This is a genomic window from Variovorax sp. RA8, assembly GCF_901827175.1.
Lineage (GTDB): Bacteria > Pseudomonadota > Gammaproteobacteria > Burkholderiales > Burkholderiaceae_C > Variovorax.
The window spans coordinates 1059621-1078497 of record NZ_LR594662.1 but is presented as its reverse complement, the minus strand read 5'-3'; the positions used below and the strand labels follow the sequence as shown (position 1 = coordinate 1078497).

The following is an 18877-nucleotide window of genomic DNA, read 5'->3' as shown; positions in this document are numbered from 1 at the left end:
TTGAAGGCATGAACCACATCGCACCCCAACCCGTCCATTGGGCCGGTCCCGGCCTCACGCGCATCCCCTTCGCGCTCTACAGCGACGCGCAGACCGCCGCCGACGAGCAGGCCCGCGTCTTCCGCGGCGAGGTCTGGAACTTTCTGTGCCTCGAGGCCGAGCTGCCCGACAGCGGCAGCTACCGCACCACCTTCGCCGGCGAGACGCCGGTGGTGGTGGTGCGCGACGAGGACGGCGAGATCTACGCCTTCGAGAACCGCTGCGCCCACCGCGGCGCCCTCATCGCGCTGGAGAAGTCGGGCCGCGCCGAGAACTTCCAGTGCGTCTACCATGCCTGGAGCTACAGCCGCCAGGGCGACTTGACCGGCGTCGCATTCGAGAAAGGCGTCAAGGGCCAGGGCGGCATGCCGAGCGACTTCTGCAAGGAGGCGCACGGCCCGCGCAAGCTGCGCATCGCCACCTTCTGCGGTCTGGTGTTCGGCAGCTTCAGCGAAGACGTGCCCGCCATCGAGGACTACCTGGGCGAGGAGATCTGCGCGCGCATCGAGCGCGTGCTGCACAAGCCGGTGGAGGTCATCGGCCGCTTCACGCAGGCGCTGCCCAACAACTGGAAGCTCTACGTCGAGAACGTGAAGGACAGCTACCACGCCAGCCTGCTGCACCTGTTCTTCACCACCTTCGAGCTCAACCGCCTGTCGCAGAAGGGCGGCGTGATCGTCGACGAGAGCGGCGGCCACCACGTGAGCTACTCCATGATCGATCCGGCGGCGGAGAAGGACGCCTCGTACAAGGAGCAGGCGCTGCGCTCCGACAACGACCGCTATCGCCTGAAGGACCCGAGCCTGCTGGCCGGCTTCAAGGAATACGAGGACGGCGTGACCCTGCAGATCCTCTCGGTCTTCCCCGGCTTCGTGCTGCAGCAGATCCAGAACTGCCTGGCGGTGCGCCAGGTGCTGCCCAAGGGCGTGGAGCGCACCGAGCTCAACTGGACGTACCTGGGCTATGCCGACGACACGCCCGAGCAGCGCCGCGTGCGCCTGAAGCAGTCGAACCTGATCGGGCCCGCAGGCTTCATCTCGATGGAGGACGGCGCGGTGGGCGGCTTCGTGCAGCGCGGCATCGCCGGCGCGCGCGACCAGGAGGCGGTGGTCGAGATGGGCGGCGGCAGCACCGAATCGAGCGAAGGGCGCGCCACCGAGGCTTCGGTGCGCGGCTTCTGGAAGGCCTACCGCCACCACATGGGTGCCTGAGTGCCCAGGTGCCCGAGTACGAGTGGTACGAGCGACAAGAGAGACACACGATGATCGACCTGCTGGCGCTGTGCGCCTTCAACGCGGCCTATGCACACACCATCGACAGCGATGCGCTGGAGCAATGGCCCGACTACTTCACCGAGGACTGCCACTACCGCATCACGCACGTGGAGAACGAGCGCGAAGGCCTGCCTGCCGGCATCGTCTACGCCGACTCGCGCGCGATGCTGGAGGACCGGATCGCGGCGCTGCGCGAGGCCAACATCTATGAGCGGCAGCGCTACCGGCACCTGTTGGGCATCCCGCTGGTCCAGCAGGCCAGCGCCGACGGCGCCGAGGCGAGCACGCCCTTCCTGGTGGCGCGCATCATGGCCACCGGCCAGACCGAGGTCTTCGCCACGGGCGTCTACCAGGACCGCTTCGTGCAGCAGGACGGGCAGCTCAAGCTGCAGTCGCGCGTGGCCGTGTGCGACAGCACGGTGACGGACACGCTGCTCGCACTGCCCTTATGAGCAGCACGGCGGCACCCGCGCGCCGGCTGGCGCTAGCGGCCGGGGACCCTAACGGCATCGGACCCGAAATCGCGCTCAAGGCGATGGCAGCCCTGCCGGCCGGCACGCGCGAATGCATCACGCTGTTCGGCCCGCGCAGTGTGTTCGAACGCACGGCGGCGCAGTTGCAACTCGATGCGCTGCTGGCCACGCTGCACCGGGTCGACGTCGGCGAACTGCCGACCCACGCGGCGCAGCCTGGCCGCATCGAGGCCGCCGCAGGCGCCTCGGCCGTGGCCTCGGCCAGTGCCGCCATCGAGGCCTGCCGGCGCGGCGAGTTCGATGCCGTGGTGGCCTGCCCGCATCACGAGACCGCGATCCACCAGGCCGGCATCACCTTCAGCGGCTACCCCTCGCTGGTGGCGCGCGTTTGCGGCCAGCCGGAAGACAGCGTGTTCCTGATGCTGGTGGGCGGGGGCCTGCGTATCGTGCATGCGACGCTGCACGAAAGCGTCCGCACGGCGCTCGGCCGGCTCACGCCCGGGCTCGTCGCGGATGCAGCGCGTGCCGGTGCGCGTGCCTGCGCGCTGCTGGGCGTGGCGGCGCCGTCCATCGGCGTCTTCGGCATCAATCCGCATGCCTCCGAAGGCGGGCTCTTCGGCCCCGAGGACGAGGCCGTCGTCGAGCCGGCGGTGCGCGCGCTGCGCGCCGAGGGCCTTCAGGTCGACGGCCCGCAGGGTGCCGACCTGCTGCTGGCGCAGCGCAGGCACGACCTCTACGTCGCGATGCTGCACGACCAGGGCCACATCCCCATCAAGCTGCTGGCGCCGAACGCAGCCAGCGCGCTGTCCATCGGCGCCGGGGTGCTGCTGTCCAGCGTGGGCCATGGCAGCGCGATGGACATCGCGGGCCGCGGCATCGCCGATCCGGGCGCGCTGCTGCGCACCATCCACCTGTTGTCAGGCATGAGGAACACCACGCCATGAGCCATCGCATCGCCATCGCCGGCAGCGACATCGCCTTCGACTGCGCCGAGAACCAGAGCGTGCTGGACGCGGCCCTGCGCGCCGGCATCGAACTGCCCTATTCCTGCCGCAAGGGCGTGTGCGGCAATTGCGCCGGCGGTATCGCGCAGGGCGAGGTCGCCGGCCTCGAGGGCGCCTCGATCCGCAACGAGAGCTGCACGCCGGAGCAGGTGCTCTATTGCATGTGCACCCCAACGACCGACCTGCAGATCCAGCCGGCAACCTGGCACCGCATCGACCCCGGCGCGCGCAAGCGCTTCACCGCCAAGGTGTTCCGCAACCAGTTGGCCGCGCCCGACGTATCGGTGCTGCAGCTGCGCCTGCCGGCCGGGCAGCGCGCCAAGTTCCATGCCGGGCAGTACCTGCAGCTCGCGGTGGGCGACGGCAGCACGCGCTGCTACTCGATGGCCAATGCGCCGCACGAGAGCGACGCGCTCACCCTGCACATCCGCCATGTGCCGGGCGGCGCCTTCAGCGCCCGCGTGCCGGGGCTGCAGCAGGGAGACCTGCTCGATGTCGAGCTGCCCTTCGGCGCCGTGACGCTGGACACCGCCTCGACGCGGCCCATCGTCTTCGTGGCCGGCGGCACCGGCTTCGCGCCCATCAAGTCCATCCTCGACGACATGGCGAAGCGCCGCGTCGAACGGCCGGTCACGCTGATCTGGGGTTCGCGCCGCGCCGAGGGCATCTACCTGCGATCGGCGGTGGCGAAGTGGCAGCGGCAATGGCCCGCGTCCTTCCGCTTCATCGCGGCCTTGAGCGAGGAAGCCGCCGAGGACACCGAGGACGCCTTCGCGGGCCGCGTGGACCAGGCCCTGCAGGCCCGCTGCCCCGACCTTGCGGGACACGAGCTCTACTGCTGCGGCTCGCCGGGCATGGTGCAGGCGGTGCGCGAGCTGGCGGTGCGGCAGCTCGGCCTTGCCGCCGCCGACTTCCATGCCGACGTGTTCGTCGAGGGGCCGGCGCTCAGTGCCGCGGAAACCGCGGCGGCCTGAAGACCGCCGCGTCGTCGTAGAAGCCGGGCGCCTCGTTGGCCGGCCACCAGCCCGGCACGCCCAGCAGGGGCAGCGGCGCGAAGGGCTTGGCCGCGAGGTGCGCGGGCTGCAGGGCGGCCGCGATGGCCGCATCGTCGATCGGGATCGCGCGGCCTGCGTCCGGCGCCCGCAGCACATGCGCCGTGAGCGCCTTGCGCGGCGCGACGAGCTTTTCGAGCAGGGCGTGGCCGAAGACCAGCAGCCGCGCCTCTTGCCACAGCGCGCGTTCGCTCACGAAGAGGCGCTGCCAGTCGCGCGCGAGCAGCGCCTGCCACAGCGCCGGGGGCGCATCGAGCACCACTCCGTTCTCGTCGAAAAGCGTCAGCGCATCGCGCAACGGACCACGCGTCGCGCCGATGCCGGCGCGCGCGATCTCGGCCGCCTGCAACGCGTTGAGCCGCCGCTTGGCACGCGGGAAATGCAGCCAGACCAGGCCGTTGAAGAAGTCGTGCAGGTTGTCGCGGGTGGGCACCTGGGCCGTTCGGAAGATGAAGGCCTCGTAGGCTTCGCCGGCGGGCGCGGCATCGGCTGGCACGAAGCGCAGGGGGCCGGCCGGCAGCGCGATGCCCGGCGCCGCCTGCGACAGCACCGCCGCCGCGTCGCCGCCCTGCGCCAGCGATGCCGCCATCGCCGCGGCCCGCGGCGCATAGGGCGCAAGCCAGGGCCGGTCGGGGTCGAAGCCCCGTGGCGCGCTCACGGGGCACTCACGACACGGCAGGGCCGACGTACTGCACCTTGTTCGGTGTCTTCTCCGGCGTCAACAGGAACAGCTCCGGGAATTTCTTGAACAGCTTGGGCGAGCTCGCGCTCTTGCCCAGCAGCTTGGCGCCCCGCAGGCGCTCGGCCGCGTGGTTGAGCTCGACCCTGTCGCCGCGCAGGAGCTCGGGCACCGCATCGAGGATGCGCAGCACGTCGTCCGGCAGCATGGGCGCCGGCGGCGCGACCTCCTGGGCCTTGGCTCGCCGTGCGCGGGCGGGGCGCTTGACCGGGGCAGGCCGCCCCGCGGACTGGTGCTGCAGATCGATGAAGCTGTCGTAGACGGCTACCGTCTCCTCGCCCGTCTTGCCCTGCTGGCCGATGCCGCACACGCGGCAGCCCTTCTCGCGCAGGCGAATCACCAGCGGCGCGAAGTCCGAGTCGGACGACACCAGCACCACGAGATCGGGCCGCTCCACCACCACGAGGTCCATGGCGTCGACCGCGAGCGCGATGTCGGTGCTGTTCTTGCCCGAGGCCAGGTTGACCATCGGCCGCACCGAGAGGCGCTTGAAGAGCGCCTGGTGCTTGAGGGCGGTCTCGGCATTGCAGTAGGCACGGCGCACATGGATCGCGCCCTGGTCGGCCAGCGTGCGCTGCACCGCCTGCTCGATCACGTCGGCCGACACGTTGTCGGCATCGATCAGCAGCATCACCATGCTCATGCCAACCTCCAGGCCAGCGTCTCGCCGCCGCGCAAGGGCTTGAGCGTGGCCTCGCCATAAGGCAGCGTCTCAGGCACGGTCCAGCTTTCGCGCTTCAGCGTCACGGTGTCGGTGTTGCGCGGCAGGCCGTAGAAGTCGGCGCCGTGGAAGCTGGCGAAGCCTTCGAGCTTGTCGAGCGCGCCGGCGCTCTCGAAGGCCTCGGCGTAGAGCTCCAGCGCCGTCAGCGCGGTGTAGCAGCCGGCGCAGCCCAGCGCGTGCTCCTTGAGATGCGCGGGGTGCGGCGCACTGTCGGTGCCGAGGAAGAAGCGCGGGCTGCCGCTGGTGGCGGCCTCGACCAGCGCGACGCGATGGGTCTCGCGCTTGAGCACCGGCAGGCAGTAGTAGTGCGGCCGGATGCCGCCGGTGAAGATCGCATTGCGGTTGTAGAGAAGGTGGTGCGCGGTGATGGTGGCGGCGGTGAAGCGGTCCGCGTCGCGCACGTACTGGGCGCCTTCCTTCGTCGTCAGGTGCTCGAACACGATCTTGAGCTCGGGGAAATCGCGGCGCAGCGGGATCATCACGCGCTCGATGAAGACGGCCTCGCGGTCGAAGAGATCAACCGCGGGGTCAGTCACCTCGCCGTGCACCAGCAGCAGCAGGCCGTGCTCCTGCATGGCTTCGAGCGTCGGGTAGGTCTTGCGGATGTCGGTCACGCCGGCATCGCTGTTGGTGGTCGCCCCGGCGGGGTAGAGCTTGAGGGCGCACACCCCGGCCGCGGCGGCGCGCGGGATCTCCTCGGGCGGCAGCTTGTCGGTCAGGTACAGCGACATGACCGGTTCGAAATCCAGGCCTTCGGGCACGGCGGCGCGGATGCGATCGCGGTAGGCCCTGGCCTGCTCGGCCGTGGTCACCGGCGGGCGCAGGTTGGGCATGATCAGCGCCCGGCCGAACTGGCGCGCCGAATGCGGCACTACGGCTTGCAGGGCGTCTCCGTCGCGCACATGCAGGTGCCAGTCGTCGGGGCGGATGAGGGTGAGGGTCTGGGCGGGGCTGGTCATGGGGGGATTGTCCCATTGGGTCGGACTGGCGCGCACGTCGGCGAGTTACGCGCCGCGACAATCATCGTGGTCCACAACCATCCGTCCGGCCACTGCCAACCTTCCGTGGCAGACATCGAAACAGCGTTCGCTTGCATGCACTTGGCGAGCTCCACCAGTTGCTTCTGCAGGACTTCATCATCATTGGGGACGGCGAGTTCTACAGCTTCAGGGAGCACTCGCGCTTCTGATTGTTCAACCTGCGCGCATCGCCACCGCTGCCCAGGTGATGAACAGCAAGGCCTGCGCCCGCTTCAGCTTGAACAACGCGGCGCCGGCAGGAGCCTTGCCCTGCAAGGCCGGCCTCCGCCAAACTCCCTCTCCTCACCACTCGGAGAATCGCATGGCAAAGGGATACTGGATCGCACGGGTCGATGTTGCCGACCCTGAAAAGTACAAGGCCTACATCGCAGCCAATGCCGAACCGTTCAGGAAGTTCGGGGCCCGCTTCCTGGTGCGCGCGGGCAACTTCGAGAACCCGGAAGGGACGAGCCGCAGCCGCAATGTGGTGATCGAGTTCCCCTCTTACCAGGCCGCGCTCGACTGCTGGAAATCGCCTGAGTACCAGGCTGCCATCGCGCTGAGGGCGCCTGTATCGACCATCGACCTGGTCATCATCGAGGGCTACGACGGACCGCAGCCGGGCTGATGGGGGCGATGGACGTCGTCCTGGTCCATGGCATCTTCGACAACGGCGCGGTCTTCCGGCGCCTGGCCGACGCGCTCGCCGACGCGGGACATCGATGCTGGGTGCCGGCGCTCAAGCCGGCGGACGGCAGGACCGGGATCGAGGACCTTGTCGCCAAACTCCATGCGTACATCGACCGGCATCTGGGCAGCGATGCCGAGGTGGCTCTCGTCGGCTTCAGGATGGGGTGCATCGTGTCGCGGTACTACCTGCAGATGCGAGATGGCGTGCGGCGCACCAAGGCCCTGAATGTCGCAACGGGGCCCGATCCGGAAGTTGGCGATGCTCCGAAGCCGACGCTCAGCACTTCTGGCTGTTGATAGTCCAGTACTCACATCTACACGGCGGTGTTTTTGCAGAGCCCTGGCCATCCCTTTTGCAACAGGAAGACCTGCGCCGAATGCCGCAACTTGCAGTCGACTTCTATCGACACGACCTGCAACAGAACACCGGCTACCTCGTCGGCTCGCTGCTTCGAATTGCTAGTGGTTGTCCGCATGGAGAACGACGCGCACAAGCTCGCTACGGTGCCAGTAGAAGCTTGCTCGGCCGACCTAGGGACGAGCCAGAAACCAGTTGCGTAACGCTGGCGCTTCCCTTGCTATTCCTCTGGAGTGGCACCGTCTGGTCAGATGGCGCGATCGTTCTTCCGAACGCTCGGCGCCAGTAAAGGTGCAATCGCGGGAACTCAAGGCTCTGTGACAGACCAGTCGCACTGCCTTTGCAGGACCTCGGCCGCATCGATGCCCGCAAGTTCCCGGTACACCGAAGGCGCCGTGGCGCCCTCGGTGTTGATCAGCAAAATCCTCGATTCCGCATCGATGGAAGAGCGCGCGCGCAGCATCCCCGACTGAGCGAGTTCGCAGAGAGCTGCCACGCCGGCGGCACCCGATTCACCGCTGACGATGGGGATGTCCCCGCGCGATCCTCTAGCCATTCGCCGCATCGCCTCGACGGCCTGCTCGTCCTCGATGGTTAGGAACCCGTCGATGGAGCCTTCGAGGAAACGCCAGGCCAGCGGAGAGGCCTCGCCGCACGCCAACCCCGCCATGACCGAATCGACGGAGCCGGTGGCCCGCGAGGGCCGTCCCCGCATCGCGCTTTGCAGCAAGCAGTCCGCCTGGCGCGGCTCGACAACGGCGAGTGCAGGCCGTGCCGCGCCGAAGGCCTCCCACAGATAGCTAGCGATCCCTGCGGCCAGGCCGCCGACACCGCCCTGCAGGATCACGTGCGTGAATGGCGCAGAGCCACCCTCCTGCTCGAGCAGCTCGTCGACGATCGTTCCGTAGCCCTGCATCACGTCACGGGGCACGGTCTCATATCCCTCGTACGAGGTATCCGAGACCACTTGCCATCCGCTCTGCCGAGCGAGCTCCGCCGCATGCGCGACCGATGCGTCGTAATTCCCCTCCACGCGGATGATCTCGGCGCCGAGTTCCGCGATTTCTGTTTCGCGCTCGGCGCTCACGTGCTTGTGAAGCACGACGACGCAACGCACGCCGGCACTGCGGGCCGCACCGGCCAGTGCCCGGCCGTGGTTGCCATCGGTGGCGGTGATCACGACCAGCCCTCGCAGCTCAGCCTTGTGGGCGCCGCGCAGCAGGTCTTCCGGATCCCATCCGGGATGCTCGCGCAGGACCAGGTGCACCAGCGCAGCTGGCGCGCCCAGCGCCTTGAAGCTGCCCAGCGGCGATCGCTTCGACTCGTCCTTCACGAAGATCCCCGCTACGCCGAGTTCGCGCGCCAGGTCGGGAAGGCGCCACAGCGGTGTCGGCCCGGGTGAAAGCATGGGCCACGTCGATAGCCAGCGTCGCGTTCGCCTTGCCTGCGCGATGCTCAGGATGTCTCGCAGTTCGTCCGGATAGGCGCGCCGGCACGCGTGCGGATTGTTGAAGAGCATGCGTCGGCTCAGTCGGCCTGGACGCCGGCCGCCTTCACGACCTTGGCCCACTTATCCGTCTCGGACTTCACGAACTGGCTGAACACCGCGGGCCCCATCGGCGTGTATTTGAGCCCCTCGTTCTGCAGCTTGGCCTGCACTTCCTCCGTGCGCATGACCTTGTCGATTTCGTCCGACAGCTTCTTCAGCACCACGGACGGGGTGCCTGCCGGGGCAAGGATGCCCGTCCAGTTGCGCACTTCGAATCCGCGCATTCCCGACTCCTCCAGCGTCGGCACGTTCGGCAGCGCGGGTGAGCGCGTCTTGCCCAGCGTGGCCAGCGGAACGAGCTTGCCGGCCTTGATGAAGGGCAGCGCCGGCTGCAGCGTCGCGAACGACAGCGAGACCTGCCCGGCGACAAGGTCCGTCAGTGCGGGTGCGTTTCCCTTATACGGAATGTGCGTCATCGAGGTTCCGGTCGCCGCCTTGAACAGCTCTCCCGCCAGGTGCCCGGTGGTGCCCGCCCCTCCGGACGCGAACGTCATTTCATTGGGCTTGGCCTTCGCCAGCGCGATCAACTCCTTTGGCGTGCGTGCGGGCACGGACGGGTTGACCACGAGCACGGTCTCCGCGTCCGCCACGAAGGCCACCGGCGCGAAGTCCTTGACGCCGTCGAAGGGCACCTTCTGATAGAGCGTAGCGTTGATCGCGTGCGTCCCGATCGTGCCCATCACCAGCGTGTAGCCGTCGGCAGGGCTCTTCGCCACGAGGTCGGCGCCGATGTTGCCGCCGGCGCCAGGCCGGTTGTCCACCATCGCGGCCTGGCCGAAGGACTTGCCCATGTCGAGCGCGATGATGCGGGCCAGCGCATCGGAATACCCGCCCGCCGGGAATGGCACAACGATGCGTATCGGCCGCTCGGGGTAGGTGTCCGCGCGCGTGGGTGCGGTGTGGGCAAGCGCAATGCCGGCCAGGGCGATAGTGAGTAGCGCAGCCCTTCGAGCCGGACGGCAATGGAGATGATGAAAGTGCATGGTGTATGGATCCTCGTGTTCAGAACTTCATGTCGGTCAGCGGTACCAGCTGGATTCCGCGCTGCTTGAGTTGCTCGTGCACCTTGCTCGCCAGCGCGACGGCCGTGGGCTCGTCGCCGTGCGTGCAGAAGGTCTGGATGCGCGCCGCAAGCCGCTTGCCGGACCGCGTGATGACGGCCTGCTCCTCGATGAAGGAGAGCACTTGGCGGACCGCCACCTCCGCGTCCTTGATGATGGCGTCTTCCTCAGTGCGTGAGGTCATGAGACCGGTGTCGGAATAGGTTCGGTCGACGTAGGCTTCCTCGGCGACGCGCAGTCCGGCCGCATGGCCTGCGGTCACCATCTCCGAGCAGGCATTGGCCACGAAGATCAGCTCCGGGTCCGCAGCGCGGATGCCGCGCGCAATCGCCGTCGCCACTTCCAGGTCGACGTGCGCCATGTTGTTCAGCGCGCCATGCGGCTTTACGTGCGTGACCTTGGCCGAAGCACCATGGGCGATCGCTTGCAGCGCGCCGATCTGGTATGTGATCATGTATTCGAGGTCGCGCGCATTCATCCGGATCTGCCGGCGGCCGAAGCCCCAGAGATCGTTGAAGCCCGGATGTGCGCCTATCGACACCCCGTTCTCGCTGGCGAGCCGGACCGTGCGCGTCATCACTGTCGGGTCGCCTGCGTGGAAGCCGCAGGCGATGTTGGCCGACTGGATGATCTTCATCAACTCCTCGTCGTTGCCGATGGTGTATTTGCCGAAGCTTTCGCCCATGTCGGCGTTCAGGTTGACCTGGGTCATGGATGTGTTCCTGTTCAAGAGAGATTCGCGGGAGATGAGGTACCAGACGAAATGGTATTGACGAAGTCGCGGGACAGGTGTGCAGAATTGGCAAGGTTGACGCAACGTTTTTGCGTACCAATCCCTCTGCGCTTGCTCCGAATACCATGACCGACCTCGACGCCCTAGACATTCGTCTGCTCGAACTCATCCAGTTGGACAGCGCGCTGCCACAAAGCGAGCTCGGCAACCGCATCCACCTTTCCACAGCAGCTGTGAATCGGCGGCTCAAGCGCCTCGTGGACAACGGCGTGGTGCGCAAGGTCGCAGCGGTGCTCGAACCGGCCGCCTTGGGCCATCCGCTCACCATCGTCACCCAGGTTGAAACGCAGAGCGAACAGATCGAGCTCCTCGACGCGATGAAGCGCAGTTTCCGAGCCTGCCCCCAGGTGCAGCAGTGCTACTACGTCACTGGTGAGTGGGATTTCATCCTGATCTTCGTCGTGCGCGACATGGCGCAGTACACGGCGCTGAGTCGCGCGCTCTTCTTCGAAAGCAACAACGTCAAGCGCTTCCGCACGTTGGTGACGATGGACCACGTGAAGGTGAGCCTGGACGTGCCATTGGATTGAGCCGTCGGCCAGTGTTTAGAGCGGCATCATCTGCAGGCAAACCCGGCAGGCGGCCAAGACACAGATTGGCGCCGCCGCGGCCTGGCGGTCAACCGCACCTGGATGGGGTCCGGGCTCCGGGCAGCAGGCTTGTCCCGCGCACCGACTGACAGGGCGGTTGCCAGCCCGCGACCGCAAGCACCATTCGCCCGAACTTCCGCTTCTGGCCCCGACTACTGAAGTCCAGCATTCTGCCGGTAAGGACCGTTCCCGCTGCGAACCGTCTGTTTAGGTTGTCTAGGATGAAAGGCAGCATGCGACCGGTACTAGATCATCGCTGCGAAAGATGCTGATCGGAGTGAACAACCGATAAATGACCGAAAGTCCAGGGCTTGGCAAAGTAGATGACAAGTCGTGGGGATCTGTTCACCCCTTCCGTTTCACAAGGCACGAGCCTAGGCCGGGGCCCGCTCCAGCTTGAACACGCTGACCACCTGCGACAGGCCACCGGCCTGCTCCTGCATCGACTGGGCGGCGGCCGAAGCCTCTTCCACCAGCGCAGCGTTCTGCTGCGTCACCTGGTCCATCTGCGCGATGGCCTGATTGACCTGCTCGATGCCGGCGGTCTGCTCCTGGCTGGCGGCGGTGATCTCGCCCATGATGTCGGTCACGCGCCGGACGCTGGCGACGATCTCTTCCATGGTCCGGCCGGCCTCGCCCACCAGCGTGGTGCCGGCGCCCACCTTGCCGACCGAGTCATCGATCAGGCCCTTGATCTCTTTGGCGGCTGCCGCCGAGCGCTGCGCGAGGTTGCGCACTTCGGAAGCCACCACCGCGAAGCCCCGTCCCTGCTCGCCGGCGCGCGCGGCTTCGACCGCGGCATTGAGCGCCAGGATGTTGGTCTGGAAGGCGATGCCGTCGATCACGCCGATGATGTCCACGATCTTCTTCGACGAGGCATGGATCGAGGCCATGGTGTCGACCACCTGGCTCACGACTTCGCCGCCCTTCACCGCGACCTCGGAGGCCGAAACGGCGAGCCGATTGGCCTGCCGCGCGTTGTCGGCGTTCTGCTTGACGGTGCCGGTCAGCTGCTCCATCGAGGCCGCGGTCTGCTCCAGCGAGCTGGCCTGCTCCTCGGTGCGCGAAGACAGGTTCTGGTTGCCGGCCGAGATCTGGCCCGAGGCGGTGGCAATGGTGTCGGTGCCGCTGCGCACGTCGCCCACCACCTTGGCCAGGCTGTCGTTCATGTCGCGCAGCGCCTGCATCAGCAGGCCGGTCTCGTCGCGCGAGCTCGCCACCACCCGGCTGCTGAGGTCGCCGGAAGCCACGGTCTGCGCCACCTGGACCGCCGCGTTGAGCGGGCCGGTGATGGAGCGCGTCAGCAGGACGGCAGTCGCAATCCCCGCCAGCAGCGAGAGCCCGCTGATCAGCATGATCACCCACTTCGCGTTCCCGTAGGCGGCCTGGGCGGCGGCGACGCTCTGGTCGGAGCCTTCCTTCAGCAGCTTCTCGAAGGCGGCCACGTGGGCGATCACCTGGGTCAGCAGCGGCATGCACTCCTGCGTCAATGCGCGCACGGCCTCCTCGGTCTTCGCGGTGGTGGCGAGCGACACGACCTTGCCGGCGATGGGCAGGTACCTGGCCTCGAGGGCCTGCAGCTGCTCGAGCATGCGGCGCTCTTCGGGCGTCGAGGCGCCGGGCTGCTTCATGATGGCCGAAAGCCTTTCCACGCCCTTGTCGATCTCGGTCTGCGAGGACTTGACCAGCTCGAGGTCGCTCTTCTGAAGCGCCGGATCGGCCACCAACGCCAGGTTGCGCGCCGCGATGGCGCGCTTGCCGATGGCGAACTGCACGCCGTTGAGCTCATAGAGCTTGCCCGCTCCGATCTCGTTCGTGATGCGCATCTGATCCGACAGCGTCGCCATCTGGCTCAGGCCGATGGCAGTGATGGCCAGTTGCAGCAGCAACAGCAAGGCGAAACCCAGCCCCAGCCGGGCGCTGATCTTCCAGTTCTTCATCCGTGGAGTCCCTCAAGAAGTTGTGGTAGCCCGCGCTCACGTGCGGTTGATCGATTCTTGGCGGGACCGGGTGGATGCAAATGGCCGATCAAGATTGGAAAATGGCCCCAACTCGGCCTCTGCGTTCTCGCGGAGGGCACCGGTGTCGACGATCGATCTGGTCATCATCGAGGGCTACGACGGGCCGCAACAGGGCTGATGGGTCCGGGCGGGTTCTTCGCATCGGCTGGACGTGAAGGCGATGTTGCACCGGTTCATGCCGGGGAGTGCGGCCGTGTGTGCTGATGTGGTGCGGCATCGCGCAGCGACGGCGCCTGCGTTGTCGCGGCGGCTTCAGACAGTGCGCCGCACCATCATCTGCTTGATCTTGCCGATCGCCGCCGCAGGGACCAGCCCCTTGGGGCAAACGTCGACGCAGTTCAGGATGTCCCTGCACCGGAACAGCCGGTAAGGGTCCTGGAGATTGTCAAGGCGCTCTTCCGTCGCCTGGTCGCGACTGTCGGCGAGGAAGCGGTAGGCCTGCAGCAGACCCGCCGGTCCCACGTACTTGTCGGGGTTCCACCAGAAGCTCGGGCAAGCGGTCGAGCAGCAAGCGCACAGGATGCACTCATAGAGACCGTTCAGTTCGTCGCGTGCTGCGGGAGACTGCAGCCGCTCGCGCTCGGGCGGTGGTTCGTCGTTGATGAGGTAGGGCTTGATCGAGTGGTATTGCGCGAAGAACTGCGTCATGTCCACGATCAGGTCGCGGACCACCGGAAGGCCGGGCAGCGGCTTCAGCACCACCGTTCGCGGAAGCGAGCGCATGTTGGTCACGCATGCGAGCCCGTTCTTGCCATTGATGTTCATGGCGTCCGAGCCACAGATGCCTTCGCGGCACGAGCGCCGGAAGCTCAGGCTCGGGTCGATGGCTTTCAGCTTGATGAGCGCGTCCAGCAACATCCGCTCCCCATCCCCGACTTCGGTTTCGAAGACCTGCATTCTCGGCCTGAGGTCAACGTCCGGGTCGTAGCGGTAGATGCGGAAGGTATGCATGGCAGATCTCTCGGATCCTAGTCTCGAAAGAAGCATGGCGAAAGCCGATGCGGTTGCAGGCCCTCCGCCGCACAAGCGGCGCACGCCGGGTCAGACGCCGCCACCATCCACGGCCATCCCGACCGGAGCGCCTTGTCCCCCCTGCGCCGCGGACATGCCCCGCGCCCGCTCCAGGATGAAATCGATGAAGGTCCGGGTCGCCCGCGTGTGCTGCCGGTTGGGCATGTACAGCATGAACATCTGCGTACCGAAGATGCTCAACCGCCAATCGTCCAGCGTGGTCACGACGGCGCCGCTGCGCACATCGTCCTGTACCACGTAGTCGGGCACCAGCCCGATGCCGAGGCCGGCGAGGATGGCCTGGCGCAGGAACAGGAAGTTCTCGGAGATCAGCGTCGGCTCCAGCACCACCTCGCGCCGCTCCTCGCCCTGGTAGGCCGACATGCGCAGTTGCCGGCCGATCACGGCCGCCGTCACCACCGGCGCGCCGCTCAACTGGTCGAGCTGCGTGGGCAGGGCGTGTTCCTGCGCGTAGGCGCGCGAGGCGCAGGCCACGTAGCGCACCGGCCCCAAAGCGCGCGCGACCAGGTTCTGCGGCGGCTCGGGAATCACCCGGATCGCGATGTCGACCTCGTCACGCAGCAGGTCCTCGATGCGGTTCTCGAACAGCACGTCGAGCACGATGCCGGGGTAGAGGCGCTTGAAGTCGATCAGCCAGTCGGACATCACCAGCTGCCCGTAGCCGCTGGGCACGCTGAGCCGCACCCGGCCCACCAGCCCCTGGCCCAGCGCCGAGGCCGATTCGCGCGCGGCCTGCAGCTCGCTCTGGATCGCCAGGCCGTGCTGGTAGAGCCGCTGCCCGATCTCGGTGGCCTCTGCGCGGCGCGTGGTGCGGCGCACGAGCTGGGCACCGACGGAGCGCTCCAGCTGGTTCAGGTGGTAGCTGACGTTGGCGCGGCTCATCTTGAGCCTGCGTGCGGCGGCGCTCAGGTTGCCGGCATCGAGGATCTCGACCAGCAGGGTCAGCGACTGCAAATCCATGGTGGCGGCATTCTGTCAAAAATTCCTTGACAGTCTGTCAACAGCCCATGCAATTGTCAAAACACGAGAGCTGTCCAAGAATGCTGGGTTCACCCGCAGCCACTCGCGAACCGGCGCAGGTTCGCTTCCCACGGAGACACCCACATGGCAACCACCGCCGCTTCTTCATCCGTTCCCGAACCCGTGCGCTTCCAGCCGCAAGCCGGCGTGCTGGTCGTGACCATCGACAACCCGCCCGTCAATGCGCTCGGCGTGGACGTGCGCCGCGGCCTGGTCGCCGCCATCGAGGCGGCCGAGGCCGATGCCGCCGTGGCCGCGGTGCTGCTGGTCGGCGCCGGCCGCAACTTCATCGCGGGTGCCGACATCCGCGAATTCGGCAAGCCGCCGCAGCAGCCTTCGCTGCCCGAGGTCTGCGGCCGCATCGAAGGCTGCAGCAAGCTGGTGATCGCAGCGATCCACGGCGCGGCGCTCGGCGGGGGCCTGGAAATCGCGCTGTCGGCGCACTACCGCCTGGCCGTGCCTTCCGCCAAGCTGGGCCTGCCCGAGGTGCAGCTGGGCCTGATGCCCGGCTCCGGCGGCACCCAGCGCGCGCCGCGGATGATCGGCGTGAAGGCCGCGCTGGACCTGATGCTGAGCGGCCGCCACGTCGGCGCCCAGGAAGGGATGAACCTGGGCCTGGTCGACCGCCTGGGCGAAGGCGCCGATGCGCTGGCCGAAGGGCTGGCTTTCGCGCAGGAACTGGCCAGGCTCAAGGCACCGGTGCGCCGCGCGCGCAATGCGACCCTGGCGCTGGTCGACAGGCCAGCGCAGCACGCCGCGCTCGAAGCGGCCCGCGCCGAGACTGCGAAGAAGAGCCGCGGCCTGTTCTCGCCGATGAAGATCGTCGAAGCCGTCGAAGCCGCGCTCACGCTGCCGTTCGACGAGGGCATGGCGCTGGAGCGCAAGCTCTTCCTGGAGTGCATCGACAGCCCGCAGCGCGCCGGCCTGATCCATGCCTTCTTCGCCGAGCGCGAGGTGCTGAAGGCCCCCGAGACCAAGGCGGCGAAGCCGCGTCCCATCGAATCCTGCGGGATCGTCGGCGGCGGCACCATGGGCGCGGGCATCGCAGTCGCCATGCTCGATGCCGGCCTGCCGGTGACCATGATCGAGCGCGACGAGCCCAGCCTCGCGCGCGGCCGCGCCCACGTGGAGAAGGTCTACGACGGCCTCATCCAGAAAGGCCGCATGACAGCCGAGGCCAAGGCCGCCGTGATGGCGCGCTTCTCGGGCTCGACGGCCTACGACGCGCTCGCGAAGGTCGACCTGGTGGTGGAGGCGGTGTTCGAGGACATGGCGGTCAAGAAGGCCGTCTTTGCCGAGCTCGACCGCGTGTGCAAGCCCGGCGCGGTGCTCGCCACCAACACTTCCTACCTCGACATCGACGAGATCGCGGCCAGCATCTCGCGCCCGGGCGACGTACTGGGACTGCACTTTTTCTCGCCGGCCAACATCATGAAGCTGCTGGAGATCGTGGTGCCGGCCAAGGTCAGCGCCGACGTGGTCGCCACCGGCTTCGAGCTGGCGAAGAAGCTGAAGAAGACGCCGGTGCGCGCCGGCGTATGCGACGGCTTCATCGGCAACCGCATCCTCGCGGTGTACCGCCAGGCGGCCGACCACATGATGGAAGACGGTGCCTCGCCCTACCAGATCGACAAGGCGGTGCGCGAGTTCGGCTACCCCATGGGCCCCTTCCAGGTGTCCGACCTGGCCGGCGGCGACATTGGCTGGGCCACGCGCAAGCGCAAGGCGGCCACGCGCGACCCGAAGGCGCGCTACGTGCAGATCGCCGACCGCATCTGCGAACGCGGCTGGTTCGGCCAGAAGACGGGGCGCGGCTACTACCTGTACCCCGAGGGCGCGCGCACCGGCACCCCGGACCCGGAGGTCGAAGCGATCATCGAGGCCGAGCGCCAGCGCGCCGGCATCGCGCCGCGCACCTTCACCGACGAGGAGATCATGCGCCGCTACATGGCCGCGATGATCAACGAGGGCGCCAACGTCGTGCACCAGCGCATCGCGCTGCGCCCGCTGGACGTGGACGTGACCTTCCTCTACGGCTACGGCTTCCCGCGCCACCGCGGCGGGCCGATGAAGTACGCCGACACAGTGGGCCTGCCGAAGGTGCTGGCCGACATCCGCGAGTTCGCCAAGGAAGACCCGCTGTTCTGGAAGCCCTCGCCGCTGCTTGTCGAGCTGGTCGAACGCGGCGCGGACTTCGCGAGCCTGAACCAGTCCGAGTAAGCCAGATCAGGAGACATTCATCATGCGCGAAGCCGTCATCGTTTCCACCGCCCGCACCCCGCTCACCAAGGCGCACCGCGGCGAGTTCAACGTCACGCCCGGCCCCACGCTCGCCGCCTTCGCGGTGCGCGCGGCGGTCGACCGGGCGGGCATCGACCCGGCGCTGATCGAGGACGCGATCCTCGGCTGCGGCTACCCCGAAGGCACCACCGGCCGCAACGTGGCGCGCCAGACCATCGTGCGCGCCGGGCTGCCGATCAGCATCGCCGGCACCACGGTCAACCGCTTCTGCGCTTCGGGCCTGCAGGCGATCGCGATGGCGGCGGGCCGCATCGTGGTCGAGGGCGCGCCGGCGATGATCGCGGGCGGCGTGGAGAGCATCTCGCAGATCCGCACCCGCAGCGCCACCGACAGCGGGGATTCAGGCATGGACCCCTGGATCGCGGAACACAAGCCTGCCCTCTACCTCTCGATGATCGAGACCGCCGACATCGTGGCCCAGCGCTACGGCATCAGCCGCGAGGCGCAGGACCGCTTCTCGGCCGAAAGCCAGCGCAAGACGGAAGAGGCACAACTCGCCGGCCGCTACAAGGAGGAGATCGTGGCCTGCACCACCACCATGGCGGTCACCGACAAGGAGACCAAGCTGGTCAGCTACAGGGAGGCGACCGTCGACGCCGACACCTGCAACCGCCGCGGCACCACCTACGAGGCCCTGGCGAAGCTGGAGCCGGTGATGGGCGCCGGCAAGTTCGTCACTGCCGGCAATGCCTCGCAGCTCTCCGACGGCGCCTCGGCCTGCGTGCTGATGGAAGCCAAGGAGGCCGAGCGCGCCAACCTCAAGCCGCTGGGCGCCTTCCGCGGCCTGGCACTGGCCGGCTGCGAGCCCGACGAGATGGGCATCGGCCCGGTGTTCGCGGTGCCGAAACTGCTGGCGCGCAACGGCCTGAAGGTCGACGATATCGACCTCTGGGAACTCAACGAGGCCTTTGCCTCGCAGTCCATCTACTGCCAGGAGAAGCTCGGCATCCCGGCCGAGCGGCTCAATGTCGACGGCGGCGCGATATCCATCGGCCACCCCTTCGGCATGACGGGTGCGCGGCTCGCGGGCCACGTGCTGATCGAGGGCAAGCGGCGCGGCGCCAGGTACGCCGTGGTCACGATGTGCATCGCCGGCGGCATGGGCGCCGCGGGCCTGTTCGAAATCTACTGAGGAGACCGT

Annotated in this window: 18 protein-coding genes and 1 pseudogene; 10 read left to right on the top strand and 9 right to left on the bottom strand. The window is 67.7% G+C overall.

Going from position 1 to position 18877, the window contains the following annotated elements; genetic code table 11:
- Positions 1-8: 8 nt before the first annotated feature.
- The 4 genes from E5P3_RS05165 to E5P3_RS05150 are packed head-to-tail and all read left to right on the top strand — an operon-like array spanning position 9 to position 3764.
- A complete protein-coding gene (locus E5P3_RS05165) occupies positions 9-1250 on the top strand; it encodes an aromatic ring-hydroxylating dioxygenase subunit alpha (protein ID WP_162584996.1) in 1242 nt (413 codons plus the stop codon).
- A 50-nt stretch (positions 1251-1300) separates the two neighbouring features.
- Entirely contained in the window at positions 1301-1765 is a 465-nt protein-coding gene (locus E5P3_RS05160; protein WP_162584995.1) for an aromatic-ring-hydroxylating dioxygenase subunit beta, read from the top strand.
- A complete protein-coding gene (locus E5P3_RS05155; protein WP_162584994.1) occupies positions 1762-2730 on the top strand; it encodes a PdxA family dehydrogenase in 969 nt (322 codons plus the stop codon). The genes E5P3_RS05160 and E5P3_RS05155 overlap by 4 nt, the downstream gene beginning before the upstream one ends.
- Positions 2727-3764, top strand: coding sequence for a 2Fe-2S iron-sulfur cluster-binding protein (locus tag E5P3_RS05150; protein ID WP_162584993.1), 1038 nt, complete (start codon positions 2727-2729; stop codon positions 3762-3764). Before E5P3_RS05155 ends, E5P3_RS05150 begins: the two co-directional genes overlap by 4 nt.
- On the opposite strand, the gene E5P3_RS05145 is transcribed toward E5P3_RS05150, so the two are convergent.
- From E5P3_RS05145 to pyrC, 3 genes are all read right to left on the bottom strand, one after another.
- The gene (locus tag E5P3_RS05145) at positions 3736-4431 is read right to left on the bottom strand and encodes a DUF3025 domain-containing protein (protein WP_162589540.1); all 696 of its coding nucleotides are present in this window, start codon (positions 4429-4431) and stop codon (positions 3736-3738) included. The two genes, E5P3_RS05150 and E5P3_RS05145, sit on opposite strands and share 29 nt — an antisense overlap.
- A gap of 76 nt (positions 4432-4507) precedes the next feature.
- Positions 4508-5224 (bottom strand): NYN domain-containing protein, encoded by a 717-nt coding sequence (locus E5P3_RS05140; RefSeq protein ID WP_162584992.1) that lies wholly within the window; start codon positions 5222-5224, stop codon positions 4508-4510.
- Complete coding sequence (gene pyrC / locus E5P3_RS05135) at positions 5221-6261, bottom strand: dihydroorotase (protein WP_162584991.1); 1041 nt, start codon at positions 6259-6261, stop codon at positions 5221-5223. Before pyrC ends, E5P3_RS05140 begins: the two co-directional genes overlap by 4 nt.
- Here pyrC and E5P3_RS36430 point away from each other — a divergent pair.
- The 3 genes and pseudogenes from E5P3_RS36430 to E5P3_RS05120 form a co-directional block, all read left to right on the top strand.
- Positions 6166-6375, top strand: a pseudogene (locus E5P3_RS36430) (JAB domain-containing protein); the annotation flags it as partial. The gene pyrC and the pseudogene E5P3_RS36430 overlap by 96 nt on opposite strands.
- Positions 6376-6643: 268 nt before the next feature.
- Entirely contained in the window at positions 6644-6949 is a 306-nt protein-coding gene (locus tag E5P3_RS05125; protein WP_162584989.1) for a DUF1330 domain-containing protein, read from the top strand.
- Between the two features lie 8 nt (positions 6950-6957).
- A complete protein-coding gene (locus E5P3_RS05120; protein WP_162584988.1) occupies positions 6958-7308 on the top strand; it encodes an esterase/lipase family protein in 351 nt (116 codons plus the stop codon).
- 368 nt (positions 7309-7676) lie between these two features.
- On the opposite strand, the gene E5P3_RS05115 is transcribed toward E5P3_RS05120, so the two are convergent.
- Genes E5P3_RS05115 through E5P3_RS05105 form a run of 3 tightly spaced genes read right to left on the bottom strand, consistent with a single transcriptional unit; the run spans position 7677 to position 10691 of the window.
- Positions 7677-8888, bottom strand: a complete 1212-nt coding sequence (locus E5P3_RS05115; RefSeq protein WP_162584987.1) for a diaminopropionate ammonia-lyase — start codon at positions 8886-8888, stop codon at positions 7677-7679.
- Positions 8889-8896: 8 nt separating this feature from the next.
- Positions 8897-9901, bottom strand: coding sequence for a Bug family tripartite tricarboxylate transporter substrate binding protein (locus E5P3_RS05110; protein ID WP_162584986.1), 1005 nt, complete (start codon positions 9899-9901; stop codon positions 8897-8899).
- Between the two features lie 19 nt (positions 9902-9920).
- Positions 9921-10691: a LamB/YcsF family protein gene (locus E5P3_RS05105; RefSeq protein ID WP_162584985.1), complete on the bottom strand. Its 771-nt coding sequence runs from the start codon at positions 10689-10691 to the stop codon at positions 9921-9923.
- Positions 10692-10837: 146 nt separating this feature from the next.
- On the opposite strand from E5P3_RS05105, the gene E5P3_RS05100 reads away from it, so the two are divergent.
- A complete protein-coding gene (locus E5P3_RS05100) occupies positions 10838-11302 on the top strand; it encodes an Lrp/AsnC family transcriptional regulator (RefSeq protein ID WP_162584984.1) in 465 nt (154 codons plus the stop codon).
- Between the two features lie 434 nt (positions 11303-11736).
- Here E5P3_RS05100 and E5P3_RS05095 read toward each other — a convergent pair whose 3' ends face one another.
- From E5P3_RS05095 to E5P3_RS05085, 3 genes are all read right to left on the bottom strand, one after another.
- Positions 11737-13302, bottom strand: a complete 1566-nt coding sequence (locus E5P3_RS05095) for a methyl-accepting chemotaxis protein (protein ID WP_162584983.1) — start codon at positions 13300-13302, stop codon at positions 11737-11739.
- A 333-nt stretch (positions 13303-13635) separates the two neighbouring features.
- The gene (locus tag E5P3_RS05090) at positions 13636-14334 is read right to left on the bottom strand and encodes a succinate dehydrogenase iron-sulfur subunit (RefSeq protein ID WP_162584982.1); all 699 of its coding nucleotides are present in this window, start codon (positions 14332-14334) and stop codon (positions 13636-13638) included.
- Between the two features lie 90 nt (positions 14335-14424).
- A complete protein-coding gene (locus E5P3_RS05085) occupies positions 14425-15375 on the bottom strand; it encodes a LysR family transcriptional regulator (protein WP_162584981.1) in 951 nt (316 codons plus the stop codon).
- Between the two features lie 144 nt (positions 15376-15519).
- On the opposite strand from E5P3_RS05085, the gene E5P3_RS05080 reads away from it, so the two are divergent.
- Both E5P3_RS05080 and E5P3_RS05075 read left to right on the top strand, forming a co-directional pair.
- Positions 15520-17655, top strand: a complete 2136-nt coding sequence (locus E5P3_RS05080) for a 3-hydroxyacyl-CoA dehydrogenase NAD-binding domain-containing protein (RefSeq protein ID WP_162584980.1) — start codon at positions 15520-15522, stop codon at positions 17653-17655.
- 22 nt (positions 17656-17677) lie between these two features.
- Positions 17678-18868, top strand: a complete 1191-nt coding sequence (locus E5P3_RS05075) for an acetyl-CoA C-acyltransferase (RefSeq protein WP_162584979.1) — start codon at positions 17678-17680, stop codon at positions 18866-18868.
- Positions 18869-18877: the final 9 nt, after the last annotated feature.